The organism is Pseudoalteromonas sp. BMB, from assembly GCF_001709235.1.
Lineage (GTDB): Bacteria > Pseudomonadota > Gammaproteobacteria > Enterobacterales > Alteromonadaceae > Pseudoalteromonas > Pseudoalteromonas maricaloris.
The window spans coordinates 44,046-58,557 of record NZ_MBQA01000171.1; the positions used below are offsets into that span (position 1 = coordinate 44,046).

Genomic DNA, 14,512 nt, shown 5'->3' on the forward strand with positions numbered 1-14,512 from the left:
AAAAAGGGGCTTTTATTGCTATCAACAAATTAGTCTTCGTCGATTGAATTTGCGTAGCCTTCAGCGTCTAGTAGGTTATCTAGCTCAGACTCATCAGACGCTTTAATTTTGAACAACCAACCGTCACCGTATGCATCGTTGTTTACAGTTTCAGGCGCATCTTCTAGGTCTTCGTTGATTTCAACGATAGTGCCGCCGATTGGTGCGTAGATGTCTGATGCTGCTTTTACAGACTCAGCTACCGCGCAGTCTTCACCTGCGTCAACTTCATCATCTACGTCTGGTAATTCAACGAATACCATGTCGCCTAGAAGTTCTTGTGCGTGCTCAGTGATACCAACAGTGTATATGCCGTCACCTTCAGCGCGAACCCACTCGTGTGAAGTAGCGTACTTTAACTCGCTAGGAATGTTGCTCATTTTTTTGTTCCTTTGGTCGGTTGCGATGTCACCCCGTGAGCGACATCAATGTTATTCTATTTATTATCTATAAAAACTAGATAATTGACTTGCCGTTACGAACGAAGCTTGGCTTAACTACTTTAACATCAACTAGCTTCTTACGCATTTCAACTTGTGCAGTCTCGCCAATTGAACGAGGTACACGCGCAAGCGCTACACTGAAGCCTAAAGTTGGTGAGAATGTACCAGAAGTGATAACACCTTCGCCACCTTCTACGATAACTTTAGAACCACCACGTAATACGCCTTTGCTTTCTAGGACTAAACCTACCAGCTTATCAGTGCTTTGCTCTGCACGCTGTTTAGTGATAGCTGCACGACCGATAAAGTCACGCTCCTCTGGCTCCCATGCAATTGTCCATGCCATGTTCGCTGCAAGTGGAGACACCGTCTCGTCCATGTCTGAGCCGTAAAGGTTCATGCCCGCTTCTAAACGTAGCGTATCACGTGCACCTAGGCCAGCTGGACGCACACCTGCGTCTAATAATTTTTGCCATAAGTCCGCCGCACCATCGTTGTGCACTACGATCTCATAACCCTCTTCACCAGTGTAGCCTGTTGTTGCGATAAATAGGTCGCCAGCTTGCACACCAAAGAATGGCTTCATGCCTTCAACAGCCGCTTGTTGTTGTTCGTCCAGGATAGTTGCTGTTTTTGCTTTTGCGTTTGGACCTTGTACCGCAATCATCGCGTACTCAGGACGCTCAGTAACTGTCACTTCAAAATCTGCTGCTACCGCACCGATATGTGCAAGGTCTTTTTCGCGTGTTGCAGAGTTAACTACTAGGCGATATTGCGTTTCAGTGAAGAAGTAAATGATAAGGTCATCAATCACGCCGCCCTGCTCGTTTAGCATGCCTGTGTATAGCGCCTTACCAGCCACAGTAAGCTTAGCTACATCGTTTGCAACTAGCTTTTGTAAAAATGCCTTTGCGTCTACACCTTCGATATCAACAATCGTCATGTGTGAAACATCAAACATGCCCGCGTCTTGACGCACCGCGTGGTGCTCTTCAATTTGTGAGCCATAATTGATTGGCATTTCCCAACCGTGGAAGTCTACCATTTTCGCGCCAGCTTCTAGGTGCTTCGCGTGTAGTACTGTTTTAGAAGTCATACTTATCCTTCACTTTTTTACTCAGCCACCATCGGTTGGCGCTGAGGGGGTTATTGTTATCGCGCTTACGATAACTGCACGGAATTTATGAAACGAGTTTAAAACCAGCGTCAGTGAGCGTCGTTTGCCACTTATCTAACACAGCAGCTTGCGCAATCAACTGATACTGTTGCTGTTCGTCCACCAGCAAGGTCGTAATAAATACTTCACCGCTTTGCTTGCCATAGCAGGCATTTTTATCTGAGATCCTAAGGCCTGGCGTTAACGTAAAGTCACTGACTAAACGCTCAAACGCAAGCTCACCGCTTATGGTGGCAGCAACTAAATCATGACGGCGTACCAGTTCAATATCAAACTCGTCAGCATGGCTATCAATCAGTGTTGCCAGCTCAGCGGCTGCGCTTTCACTTACAACAAAACGGTAAGCCGTTTCACTAAAATAGTACACGGCGAAATTTTCGCCACTGTCTAGTTTGCCTTGAAAACCTAAGCCCGGTGCCATTAACTTATTCAAGTTAAGTGCAAGAATTTGGCTTAAGAAAGGCGTGGTCTCAAAGCCGCTGAAATCGAGTACAACAACAGCATCAGTTGGCATGTAATGGTTTTGCGCCGGAACACTGCCCTGACGGTGCTTTGCAAAGATAATTGGCGTGACGCTCATGGCACTACCTTAGTGAAATTTCGATGAGCAAAAGTATAAGGATGCGCAAACTCAACAACAAATTGTATTTACTTATCAATTGATAAATAATATTAATGTACTTGGGTTTTATAAATTGCATTTCCTTATATGAAAAACTTATCAATTGATGGATTAAGAACACTGGTCACTGTGGTTGATGTCGGTGGTTTTGCCAAGGCCGGTGAGTTGCTTGGCTTATCTCAGCCTGCTGTTAGCTTGCAAATCAAACGTTTAGAAGACATGCTAGGTTGCAAGCTGTTTAAAAAGCAGGGCCAAAGGCAGGTGTTGAATCAATATGGTGAGCTACTTTTGCCCCTAGCCAAACAAATGCTGCAGCAGAACGATGCAATTATTCAGCAATTTACCTCTGAGAGTGTGACGGGCCGAGTGCGTTTAGGCATTCCAAGTGAGTTTGCAGCACGGATCTTACCTTCTATTATTGGCGATTTCGTTTCTTTATATCCTGATGTGGCGCTGGAAGTTAAATCAAGATTGAGTAAACACTTACTTTCTGTGGTAAGGCAAGACCAGTTTGATTTGGTGCTAGCGCTTAACGAAGAACTCTCATCCTCTAAATATCCAGTCTTTATGCAGGATCAATTAGTTTGGGTTGGCGATTTATCGCTTGCTCAGCATTCGGTGGTCACTTTAGTCACCGCACCAGAGGGCTGTATTTATCGCCGCCGCGCTATCGAGGCGTTGCAGCAAGCTGGATTACAATACCGTATCGTATATAGCAACGCCGACTTAACTGGCCTTACCGCTGCTTTAAAAGAGGGACTTGGGATCACCGTACTGGCCAAAAGCACCGTGCCAGCAGAGCTGCCTTATCAGACCCAAACCCAAATATTACCCGAACTCGGCCAAATCGGTATCAGCCTTGTCAAAAACACCCAAGAATCCGCCCACGCGGTTGATAAACTTGCTGAGTTTATCGCATTGAGGTTAGGTTAAAAGATCGCGGGGTAAACCCGCTCCTACCAGCAATATAAAATCTCTGTGGGAGACGCTTTATACGGCGAGATTGTTGAAACGATCGCGGGGTGAACCCGCTCCTACCAGCAATATAAAGCTTATGTGAGAGACGCTTTACGCGGGGATCTTTTTATTTACCGCCTATCGCTTCTTTGGCGAACAAATGCTTGATTGGGCCGAGGTTGTCGACCAAGCTCAGGCCCACACCACGCACTAGCTTTTTCAATGGGTGATTGCCTGTAAACAGCTCTTTAAGCCCTTGCATCATGGCAATATGCTTTTGGGCATCTGCTTTTCTGCTGCGCTCATATTGGCGCAGTATCCGTGTGCTGGCAAATTGCTCTTGCGGTGCTGATAACAAGGTGATCAGATACGCAGCGTCTTTTAACCCCAAATTCATGCCAAGACCTGCAAGCGGGTGAATGGTATGTGCCGCATCGCCCATTAAAACGATCCGCCCTTGCACCCATTGTTTTGCATAACGCATGGTCAAAGGAAAAACATGTCTTTCGCTAATCAATTCACACACACCGCACTGCATATCAATTGCAGCACTTAATGCTTTATTAAACGCCTCGACCGGCATGGCTTGTAGCTGCTTTGCTTTATCCGGTGCGGTAGACCATACAATTGAATGAGTATATGGGTCATCAAGCGGTAAAAAGGCCAGCGGTCCATCAGGAAGGAACACTTGTCTTGCTGTTGCATCATGAGGCGCTGCGGTTTTTATCGTTGCAACCAGCGCATGGTGGTCATAATCCCAATACGTGATTGGCATATTAAACTGCTGGCGAATAGCCGAACGTGCGCCATCAGCCGCCACCACTAGTTTAGCCATCACAGGTTCACCAGTAGCTAAGGTTAGCAACACATCTGTGTCTGTTTGATGCAAGCTTTGGTATTTTGTGTTCCACATCAGTTTGGCCGATTGCTGTGCTTCGAGTGCTGTTAACAACGCATAGCGAATGGCGTCGTTTTCAATGATGTGACCAAGCTCAGGTAAGTCTAACGAGACATTATCAAAGGCGATTTTACCAAAGCTGTCTTTATCGCGTACATCCATACGAGTATATGCTGCGGCGCGCTGCGCTTTAATATCAGGCCACACGCCCAAGCGCTCAAATAAAGCCTGACTTGCAGCGCTTATCGCACTCACGCGTGCGCTGTATTCTTGTGCCAATGGTGTTGGTTTTTCACCACTGTCTAGCACTAATACCGAGATATTTTGCTGCGCAAGCCCCAGCGCCAACGTTAAACCAACACATCCACCACCAACAATACAAACTTGAACTTGTTGCATGCCAACTCCTTTATCCTTTATATCCCATCAATTGCTTGGCCAGCGGCGCTCTTGCTGTTTTGGACAGCGCCATGGTAAGTAGACCTAAACTACGGCCAAAGGCTAAGGTTCTTGATGAGTTTGAAAATAGTCGAACGAGCGCATCGGTTAATGTCATCACCGTATTAATATCTTGCGCTCGCGCCAGTTGATAAGCACGCGTAAATTGAAAACTACCCCACTCATCGGGCGTATTTGCCTGACATTGTGAGGTTAGGACTTGAATATCTCGTAGACCTAAATTAAAGCCCTGTCCTGCAATGGGATGTATGGCATGCGCCGCATTGCCAATCACCACCACGCGATGATGAGTGAGTTGCTCTACTCGCCCAAGCACTAGAGGGTAGCTTGCTCTCATACCCACTTGCACAAAGCGCCCAGCGCGATATCCAAAGGCTTGCTGCAATGCAGCTAAAAACTCGTGTGCTGTCATCGCTTCAAACTCGCTAAGATGCTCATTTGGCATACACCACACCAGCGAATAACGATTATCACTCATTGGCAGAAGTGCCATCGGGCCATGTTCAGTAAAACGCTCAAACGCCTGACCACGATGTGCCGTGTCGATTTGCACATTGGCAATCAATGCACCTTGCTCGTAGCCTATGCTATCAAAGCCAATATTGAGCTTAGCCCGCGTGGGAGATTGCGCGCCATCCGCAACAACCAGTAATCGACTTTGTAATTGCTCGCCATTATCGAGCGTCAGTTCAACCTGCTCTGGTTGTTGATGTATATGCGCCACTTGGTTTGGGCAAAACAGTGCAATATCAAGATTGCTCAACTGCTCGTGTAAAAAGCTGCCATAGGGATTGACTTCAACCACATAGCCTAACGCTTTTTGGTTGTAGTCTTCAGGATTGATCCACGCTTTACCAAAGTGACCTCTGTCAGAAACATTCACTTGTGTAATTGGCTCAACGTACTGCCACTCGGGATTAAATAGATTTAGCTCGCCCAAAAATGCGACCGATTGCGCAGCAAGCGCAATACTACGGTCGTCAAAACTTGGATGCTGTTTACCTTTTGGCGCAAAGGCTTCAATAACCGCAATCTTTGCCTGCGGAGAGACTTTTTTTATGGCGATGGCGGCGCTGGCTCCTGCCATACCACCACCAACCACGACGACATCAAACTGTTGCACGCAAAGTGTCCACTAGTTATTCATTAATGCTTCTATTTCTGCGATGGTTTTTGGCACCAGTGCGGTTAAGTTTTCATAACCTGACTCGGTGACCAACAGATCATCTTCGATACGAATGCCAATTCCTTTATACTCATCAGGAACTTGCGCATCTTCGTCAAAATACAGACCCGGCTCAATGGTAAGTACCATGCCAGGTTCAAATGGACGATCCGCTTCATCTAACTTGTATTCACCGACATCGTGAACATCAAGACCTAGCCAATGACCTAAACCATGCATGTAGAATGCTTTGCATGCCTGCGCTTCTAGGAGTTCGTTAACGTCGCCCGCAAGAATGCCTAAATCTACTAGTCCTTGAGTCAATACAGTCATCGCCACTTGATTGGCTTTAACTAATGTACCACCCGGTTTTACTTCACCAAAGGCCGCATTTTGCGCCGCCAATACCAACTCATAAATCTTACGCTGCGCATCAGTAAATTGGCCGTTTACAGGGAAAGTGCGAGTTATATCAGCCGCATAGCCTTCAAGTTCACAACCCGAATCAATCAGTACTAAGTCGCCGTCCAGTAGCGCATCACAATTGTCGGTGTAGTGTAAAATCGTCGCATTGATGCCGCTGCCAACAATGGTGCCATAGGCTGGGTGACGCGCACCATTCATTGCGTAATGATGATGAATTTCGGCTTCAAGCTGGTATTCCGTTGCGCCCGGCTTTGCAAACTGCATCGCGCGTTTGTGCGCCTCAGCACTAATTCTGCCCGCTTCGCGCATGATGGCGATTTCAGCATCCGATTTAAATAAGCGCATTTCATGGACGAGTGGGCGAATATCTTTGATGATCTCAGGGGCACGATAGCCCTTTTTCGGTGCGCCACGCAATGTACTTAGTAACTGCCAAACCTTATCATCAAAGGCGTTATATGTGCCTTGTCCGTAGAATAATACCTTGCGACCATTCACGAGATTTAATAGCTCGTCGTCTAAGTCACTCAGCGCAAAGGTTTGGTCAAGTTCTAGTTGCGATTTAGCTTGCTCATAGCCCATCCGGCGACCATGCCAAATCTCAGCAACCTTATCCTTATTACGACAAAACAGCGTAGACTGCGCATTGCCGTCTCTGTCTTTCGTAAGCACCAAAACCGCATCCGGCTCTTTAAATCCCGTCAGGTAAAAAAAGTCACTATCTTGGCGAAACGGAAATTCAGTGTCGCGGCTACGGGTTAACTCTACGGCCGCAGGAATAATCGCTACGGCATTGTTATCTAGTGCCGCAATAATACGCGCACGGCGTGCTACAAACTCGCTGTTTTTTATCATAATTAATGTATCGTCTTTGATGTGCTAACGGACTGGGGCTCTTTACCCATTTCGGCAAAGCATAACAGTGTAGAAACACGCACATATTCTACCACTTCGAGCAGTGCTTCTTTATCATCGTTGCTGTCTTCAAAACCAGTATCAAGCTTAGTTATTTCGCTAAAGTCGTTAATCACTTCTTTAACATCTGCAGATAACTTACCGTAATCTTTTTGCTTTAAACCAAAGCCCAGTAAAAAGCCTGATACCCAAGCAATCAGTGCATTAGCTTGGTCATGTAATGACTCATCTTCTGGCGGTAAATATAGTTCAAACTGGAACTCGCCGTCGTTAAAGTGCTCGGCAACTTGTTTATATAAATCGATGCAAAATTCTCTAATTGGTGCTGAAAATTTTTGACCATCGTTAAATACATCACTCAATAGCCCTAAATACTCTGAATCTTCGATATTCAGACCACAGGCCAATAGCCCAGAAATGGTGCCGTGAACTTCGGCAGGGGCAATAAATAGTTCGTGTTTTTCTAATAGCAATTGAGCTTGCTGGTAGTCTTTGAATTCGCTCATAAATACATTCCCAAGCAATTGATACTCCAATGCTACCACCGCAGCCTTTGCAACTCCAACGAATTGTATGATCAACCTCAAGGCTGCTTTAGATTTCATCAATTTAGTGAAATAGATATGGCGAATGAATGGGTGTGTAAGAGGTGGAGGGATTGCAGAGCAAGTCCACAATCCCGTTAAACTAGCTGGATTGGCTTTACTTACCGCTTGCGTTGATCTTGATAAGTTCAGACAGTGTTTCTGGATTTTGTGCCATAGCCAAAGATAGCTGTTGCCCAAGCGCCATCATATTTTGGCTTTGTGGTACGGTCACAGAAATTGACAAAGACTCCATTCCAGATACAAAACCCGTGATTGCATCTTTTAATTCTTGCGGCATCGGTGAATACATTAACTGCTGTGCTGTCACCGCTTCAAAGTCATCTTTTGTCATTCCTTGCTGTGCAAGTTCAGCTTCTATGAATTGAGGCAAGGTGCCTGCATTGTCAATATTCACAGCCAGCGATTTTAATTCGAGCGATTGCATAGCTGTCATCATTTGCGACTGCACTTGAAGCTCTTGTTCAAGGTTTGGTGTATCACTTTGAATTTTTGATGCCGCTAATGAAGCATCCATAAAGGCCTTACTATTTCCAAACGCAGCATTAAAAGAGGTTTTTACAATACCTTCTGCCGACGTTGCGAATTTCACCTCGCTGGCACCAGATGCATCATCATAGGCAAGACTTGTTTTTAAATGATAAGTTGCATTGACCAGCTCCGGCGACATCCCTTGGGTAAACTCTGCTGCTTCTTTTGCTAATTTTAAACCAACTAGGTCAAGTTCAGTATAGGGGCTGATTTTGTCTTGCTCGTAACCGACAATATTGAGCTTATCAATGGTAAATAGTGCTATTTTTTCATCAGGTTGTGAGATCGTTAAATCGGTAATTTCTACACCGCGAGAAAATAAATCAACCGAGCTATTTGCAAAACTCACCGTAAGGCCACTTTGCTGTTCAAAACTTGAGATTTGCTTGGTGATCTCTTGTTTCACTTGCTCATTTACATAATAGTTTGCGCCAACATACCCTGCGCCTGCTAACACCACAACGGCAACTGCTAATGTGGACTTATTCATATTTCACTCCATTATTTAAAAAAGTGCCTCAAGCGCTTCGCTAAGGCTAGAGACGGCAACAATTTCCATCCCTTCAATATTTTCTTTTGGTTTATTAGCTTTTGGTACAATCGCTCTTGTAAAGCCATGCTTAGATGCTTCACGCAACCGCTCTTGCCCACTAGGCACCGGTCGGATCTCACCTCCTAACCCCACCTCACCAAATACCACCAGCTGCCTGTCTAACGTTTGGTTTTTAAAGCTTGAAACCAGTGCGGCTATTAAGGCTAAATCAGCGCTGGTTTCGGTCACTTTGACACCGCCTACAACGTTTACAAACACATCTTGATCCGACACCTGTAAACCGCCGTGACGATGCAATACAGCAAGTAACATGGCTAAACGATTTTGTTCCAAACCAACAGTGACGCGACGAGGGTTGGCGAGCTGTGAATAGTCGACTAGTGCTTGGACTTCCACGAGTAATGGTCGCGTGCCTTCCCAAATAACCATGACTAATGAGCCTGGTGTTTGCGCTTCACCACGATTTAAGAAAATAGCCGAAGGATTGTTTACTTCCTTTAAGCCCTGGCTTGTCATAGCAAACACACCCAACTCGTTTACAGCACCAAAACGGTTTTTATTGCCACGTAATGTTCTAAAGCGGCTGTCGGCACTGCCTTCCAGTAAAATGGAGCAGTCAATACAATGCTCCAGCACCTTAGGGCCGGCCAGTGTACCATCTTTAGTTACATGCCCCACCATGATAATGGCAACCTGATTAGTTTTGGCAAAACGCGTCAAATAAGCAGCGCTTTCACGTACTTGAGAAACCGACCCGGGAGCCGATTGGATATCACTCATATGCATTACTTGAATTGAGTCGATAACCATAATACTTGGCTTTTCACGAAGCGCGAGCTGACAAATCGTCTCAACATTGGTTTCTGCGAGTGTTTTAAGCTTATTTGTAGGCAGCCCCAACCGTGTCGCACGCATGGCAACTTGTTGCAGCGACTCTTCACCAGTGACATACAAAGTGTTCATGGTTTCGGCAAGGCGACACATAGTTTGCAGCAACACCGTACTTTTACCAGCGCCGGGGCTACCACCAATTAATATTGCACTTCCCGGTACAACACCACCACCAAGTACACGGTCAAACTCTTTAAAGCCTGTTGAAAATCGCGGTAATTGCTCTAGGTTAACTTCATCTAAGGTTTGTACTTTAGCTTCAACAAGACCAGCATAACCTGACGTTGAACCGCCTTGAGGGACTGATTTTGCTGATGGAACGCGAAATTCTGTTACGGTATTCCATGCCTTACACTCTGAGCACTGGCCCTGCCAACGCGCGAATTCGGCACCACAATCGCTACATACAAATGCTGTTTTCTTTTTTGCCATAAATTACAGGTATATATCTTGCTTAAACACAATAATAGGTTAAGAATAAACTAATAAAGCGCCAATGTTGACATAATATTGGCGGTGACCCAACTGGTCACATAAAATGAGCGCGTGTAAAACTGTTTATGCCTGAAGATAGATTACAAAAATATCAAAGCTTAATTGAAGATTTAAAGCTGGATCTTGGCGATCCGGCTTTTGATCGCATATTTAAGCAACGTACTGCGGACCTATCCAAGCCGGACCAATTTCTATTAAAAATGGAAATGTCGCGGCTATCTCAGCCCGTGGCACGATTTATTGACCTCAGAGGACAAGTCGCAGGTCAAGTTAAGCCTTATGAATATGAAGGCAAACAGCACTTTATGGATGACTTAGCAATCGAAGTATTCGAGCGGGAAGTCGCTAAACATGGGGGTTATACCCTTGCAGTTTACGAATCCGTAATGAGTACCGACAATAATTATAAGGTCATGCAAAAGCAGGCCAAAGCACGCGAAGAAGAAGTAGAAAAGGATGCGGTCAATCATAATTACACTAAACTAGTCCGTTTCGCGTCGTACGAAAGCCGCTCCGAAGAGCGCATGAATTACTCCATTAAGATCACTGTGGAACTGGCAAAAAACCGCCCTAAGGTTTCCGCAACTACCTCCGATATTTCCCTCAGCGGCGCTAAAATAAAATTACCGACCAATCAACAGGTAGATCCCGGACAAATTATTTCGATCCGCTTAGTGGGTCTCGAGCAAGACTTTGAACTTGGCTTGAAAGAAGGTATTCAGTATGAAGTCGTCGCTGTAGAACCCGGCACAATTGAATACAACCAAGTTCGCTTAAAACGCACCTTTATCGAGAAAAACCAAGGGTTTGATGACTTTTTAAATAGTTTTATACACGGTAACAAACGCCGCTATAAGATAAATCTCGACAACACTTTGGATGCCGTCGTTTGTAAAGGCTACGAACAGTATTATTTTCCACGCGTCTGCTCTTTGTTTGTTTTCATCAGTGAGAAACAAAAACAGCTTTATCCAAGCATGGTGCTTACCAACGAAAATAACGCCCATATTAATTACTACTTTGAAGACGAAAGAAAACAATCAGGCCTTTATTCCGTCTTCAACCAAAAACGAATGCAGCGACTACTTGCGCTTTCTGGCGCGGTAAAAGAAGCGGTATGCCATGTGTTTACTCACTCAAGTCAAGGCAAAATGTACTTTTACTCAGCCTTTGACTTTGAGCTGGAAGAAATGCAGCAACTAAACGATCTGTTCTTTGCCTTTGGCAGCCAAAAAGACAGCTGGCGCACGTTTAAAGTACAACTCATGCCAAGCCATCATGAGGATGCGTTTATCCCGCTTTCGCTTCCCGCAAGTGCAGGCAAAAATGTCGAAAAGCTAAATAAACGCCCCACCCCAAGGGTGCAAGGCTTTATCCAAGACGTAAAATATCTTATGTTACTGACAGATATTGGAAACCCGTCTATCACTGAGCGATTCCAACGCCTGAGTTACGAACAAAGTTTAGTTAATCAATTAAAGAAGTTCGGTCACGGCAAGTCAGCCACTCCCCCTCCGCTTGAGGTGGTTGCGTTAGAATACGTTAACTTGCGTGCGCACAGACGCTACCTATATAAAACCAATGTCGTCGTTCATATTGATGGTCAAGGCACGTTCAAGTGTGTTACCCGTGATTTTTCTGTCATGGGTTTACAAATAGAATGCGGCCAAGAAATGCCGCTGAATAAAGGTGACTCGATACACTTAGACTTAGTCGATTTGCAGAGACTGACGAAACAGCACAATTTAACGAATTTGCGCTATGAAGTAATGATGGTCAATAAAACTAAAACTATCATTAACTTGAAAGTGCAGAAAATAGGTCAACTCGACCATTCTGCCATGGGGTTCTTTAAAGCCCTTATTGAGAGCAATAAAGACAAGCTGGTTGCTTGTGATGAAGCGCCGAAAGTACCGGGGCTATCACTTGCGCTGCGTAACATGGTGACTAAATCCGTTTGCCAGTTTCCACTTTATTTACACAAAGAAACTTCACATAATGCGGTGGGAGCAATTGGACAGGGGCTGTACCCGACATCCCTTCACCACTTACTGCATTCGTTTAGCGATAATGACGATAACACCTTGGACGCCAAAGCCGTTTTCCCCGACCGTTTCGTCGAAGAAAAGCTCACCGAAATTCTAAAAACAAAATCGCGACAGGATAAACCACTCAAATACTTGGTGTTTATTAAGTTTGATCCAAACCAAAGCAGTCAACACGAAGCGGTAGGTGCGCAAGTTATTGCCCATGAAGAGGCCATTGATAGCCTGTATTTGTATGCTAAAAAAGCGCTACGCAATGACCTACTCTTTGTCTATCAGCTTTATGTATCAAAAACTGGCCGCCCAGATATGGATTATCTTGCGAATGAGCTGCGCTATGTAAGCCACTATGCAATCCACAAAGCAAAAGACCTAGAAGAAGCGCTTTGGTCAGTAACTGGGGTGTGTGATTTGATAGATGTTACGGAATATGTGGTTCGAAACATGGGCTTTGATGCGCCGCTTGTTACCAAAATGGAAGAGCAGAAAAAGCGCTGGTTAGAGGCCAATTTTAAACACTGATTTCAACTGCTCCATATGCCCTTACAGTATATGGAGCATTTGTTATAAAGGTGTGTAATTTGCAGCTAGGGCTACTCCACCCAACCAAATAGGGTTAATACTGCGATAATCACGAGATAAAACAAAATATTACGTTTCACGAGGCGCATCATACAGCTTGCTTCAAAGGTACAACCTAAAAACTGTTGCTCAATTTGCTCAGCCGCAAGTGCAGTGCTTGTGACGATTTGACGATTTGTGGTTTTAAAATCTAGCACATACTTCAACCAACTTGACGTGCCTTTACTGAAGTTACCGATGATCAAAAAACCAAAGCTTGCGATCCGAGCAGGAAGCCAATTTAGCCAATAAAATAACCGGCAAAACTGCTCAAACACATGCTGTAGCGGCGGATTTTCTTGCTCATGATGCCAATGCACAATTTGTCTTACCATCGCATATAGCACAGCGCCCGGCGCGCCCAACGCCACAAACCAAAAAATAACTCCGCAGTAATGTTGAAAGTTGATCCACGAAAGCGTCTGACCAAACGTCTCGCCGCCCGGCTCATCTTCTAATTTGTCTTGCCCCATTTGCAACGCGTAGAGTGTAGCCGCTTCGTTATCACCTCTAGTCAGCGCATTCAAATAGCCTTTATAAAGCTTGCGATATTTTGCACAGCCAAAACAGACTAAGAGTACACAGATATTGATTGCAAACTGCCAAAACACAAAGTCACTTAGGCTGTAAATAAAAGCAACGATCAATGCAGGAATAACTAACCAAAGCATCACACCGAAATGCGAACCCAACATGGCATTTGGCTGAGTCCAAGATTTGGTTTTTGCGTAGTAACTTTGCAGGTAATGGTCGGCTTGCCAGTAGTTCGCCCGCGCGCCAAGTCGTTCAATAATAAGCGCGATGATGATAGAAATTAAGATCATGCTTGCCTAGCTCTCTTGGTTATTTAACAAGGTAAAATAATGCTGCCAATCAAATGCAGCCCCTGGATCTGTCTTTCTTCCTGGAGCAATATCATTGTGCCCTACAATACGATCATTCGTCAGCTTTGGATAGTGCTGCTGCAGCCAACGCGTTGTTTTTACTAAACTCGCATATTGCGCTTCGGTATATGGCGTGGTGTCTGTCCCCTCCATTTCAATACCAATTGCAAAGTCATTACAGCGCGTTTGGCCTTGCCACTGCGACACTCCTGCATGCCAAGCCCGCTCAATGAAGGGAACGTATTGGGTGATGCTACCGTCACGACGTATAACGCAGTGCGCCGACACCCTTACTCCCTCCAAGTCAGAAAAAGTTGGATGTGCGCCGCAGTCCAGCGTGCCCATAAATAAGTCTTCCACGTACGGCGTGCCAAAACACCCTGCGGGCAACGAGATATTATGGATCACCAGTAAATCTATCTCACACGCTTGTGGCCTTTCATCGTAATGTGGGGATTGCTTATGTTTAGCAAAAGGTAGCCAATTCAAAGTATTAGTTCCAAGCCTTGGTTTGCATTCGATTATAAAGACAAAATAAGACAAAAGGTAGGGATGGATTTATGTGTAATGTAACGATGGTACCGGGACATAAAAGACATAATAGTTCGATATCAAATCGTAGCTGGCAAACAATAACCGTAGCAGCGGGTTTACCCCGCAACCTCCGTTTTAGCCATCAACTCATTCTTTACAAACAAGCCTTTGCACTTCAAACACACCGTCGCGACATAAAGTCGCTGCTACGAAAACACATACCCGTTCGACATCAAATCACAGCAAACAACG

The 14,512-nt window shown here is 45.1% G+C and carries 14 protein-coding genes; 3 read left to right on the forward strand and 11 right to left on the reverse strand.

What is annotated here, in order from left to right; all coding sequences use genetic code 11:
* Positions 1 to 29: 29 nt before the first annotated feature.
* The 3 genes from gcvH to BB427_RS14665 form a co-directional block, all read right to left on the reverse strand.
* Positions 30 to 419: a glycine cleavage system protein GcvH gene (gene gcvH, locus BB427_RS14655; RefSeq protein ID WP_039491974.1), complete on the reverse strand. Its 390-nt coding sequence runs from the start codon at positions 417 to 419 to the stop codon at positions 30 to 32.
* A 76-nt stretch (positions 420 to 495) separates the two neighbouring features.
* Entirely contained in the window at positions 496 to 1,578 is a 1,083-nt protein-coding gene (gene gcvT, locus BB427_RS14660) for a glycine cleavage system aminomethyltransferase GcvT (protein ID WP_010370538.1), read from the reverse strand.
* Between the two features lie 85 nt (positions 1,579 to 1,663).
* Entirely contained in the window at positions 1,664 to 2,239 is a 576-nt protein-coding gene (locus tag BB427_RS14665; protein ID WP_010370535.1) for a hypothetical protein, read from the reverse strand.
* Between the two features lie 129 nt (positions 2,240 to 2,368).
* On the opposite strand from BB427_RS14665, the gene BB427_RS14670 reads away from it, so the two are divergent.
* Entirely contained in the window at positions 2,369 to 3,214 is an 846-nt protein-coding gene (locus BB427_RS14670) for a LysR family transcriptional regulator (protein ID WP_010370532.1), read from the forward strand.
* A 151-nt stretch (positions 3,215 to 3,365) separates the two neighbouring features.
* On the opposite strand, the gene BB427_RS14675 is transcribed toward BB427_RS14670, so the two are convergent.
* The 6 genes from BB427_RS14675 to radA form a co-directional block, all read right to left on the reverse strand.
* Positions 3,366 to 4,535: an FAD-dependent monooxygenase gene (locus BB427_RS14675; protein WP_069021492.1), complete on the reverse strand. Its 1,170-nt coding sequence runs from the start codon at positions 4,533 to 4,535 to the stop codon at positions 3,366 to 3,368.
* A 10-nt stretch (positions 4,536 to 4,545) separates the two neighbouring features.
* Positions 4,546 to 5,718 carry a 2-octaprenyl-6-methoxyphenyl hydroxylase gene (gene ubiH, locus BB427_RS14680; RefSeq protein WP_069021494.1) on the reverse strand — a complete coding sequence of 391 codons (1,173 nt, stop codon included), beginning with the start codon at positions 5,716 to 5,718 and terminating at the stop codon, positions 4,546 to 4,548.
* Between the two features lie 12 nt (positions 5,719 to 5,730).
* A complete protein-coding gene (pepP, locus tag BB427_RS14685; protein WP_069021496.1) occupies positions 5,731 to 7,041 on the reverse strand; it encodes a Xaa-Pro aminopeptidase in 1,311 nt (436 codons plus the stop codon).
* A 2-nt stretch (positions 7,042 to 7,043) separates the two neighbouring features.
* Positions 7,044 to 7,607, reverse strand: coding sequence for a UPF0149 family protein (locus tag BB427_RS14690; protein ID WP_026000986.1), 564 nt, complete (start codon positions 7,605 to 7,607; stop codon positions 7,044 to 7,046).
* Positions 7,608 to 7,803: 196 nt separating this feature from the next.
* Positions 7,804 to 8,727, reverse strand: coding sequence for a DUF945 family protein (locus BB427_RS14695; RefSeq protein WP_069021498.1), 924 nt, complete (start codon positions 8,725 to 8,727; stop codon positions 7,804 to 7,806).
* 15 nt (positions 8,728 to 8,742) lie between these two features.
* The gene (radA, locus tag BB427_RS14700) at positions 8,743 to 10,113 is read right to left on the reverse strand and encodes a DNA repair protein RadA (RefSeq protein WP_010370516.1); all 1,371 of its coding nucleotides are present in this window, start codon (positions 10,111 to 10,113) and stop codon (positions 8,743 to 8,745) included.
* Positions 10,114 to 10,241: 128 nt separating this feature from the next.
* Here radA and BB427_RS14705 point away from each other — a divergent pair, with 128 nt between their 5' ends.
* Positions 10,242 to 12,743 (forward strand): PilZ domain-containing protein, encoded by a 2,502-nt coding sequence (locus tag BB427_RS14705; protein ID WP_069021500.1) that lies wholly within the window; start codon positions 10,242 to 10,244, stop codon positions 12,741 to 12,743.
* 71 nt (positions 12,744 to 12,814) lie between these two features.
* Here the strand turns inward: BB427_RS14705 and ampE are convergent, their stop codons facing one another.
* Together ampE and ampD are read right to left on the reverse strand one after the other, a co-directional pair.
* Positions 12,815 to 13,666 (reverse strand): beta-lactamase regulator AmpE, encoded by an 852-nt coding sequence (gene ampE, locus BB427_RS14710; RefSeq protein ID WP_069021502.1) that lies wholly within the window; start codon positions 13,664 to 13,666, stop codon positions 12,815 to 12,817.
* Positions 13,667 to 13,672: 6 nt separating this feature from the next.
* Entirely contained in the window at positions 13,673 to 14,215 is a 543-nt protein-coding gene (gene ampD / locus BB427_RS14715; RefSeq protein ID WP_069021504.1) for a 1,6-anhydro-N-acetylmuramyl-L-alanine amidase AmpD, read from the reverse strand.
* A gap of 71 nt (positions 14,216 to 14,286) precedes the next feature.
* On the opposite strand from ampD, the gene BB427_RS24645 reads away from it, so the two are divergent.
* On the forward strand, positions 14,287 to 14,512 hold a 226-nt coding region (locus BB427_RS24645; protein ID WP_217492912.1), incomplete at its 3' end, for a hypothetical protein.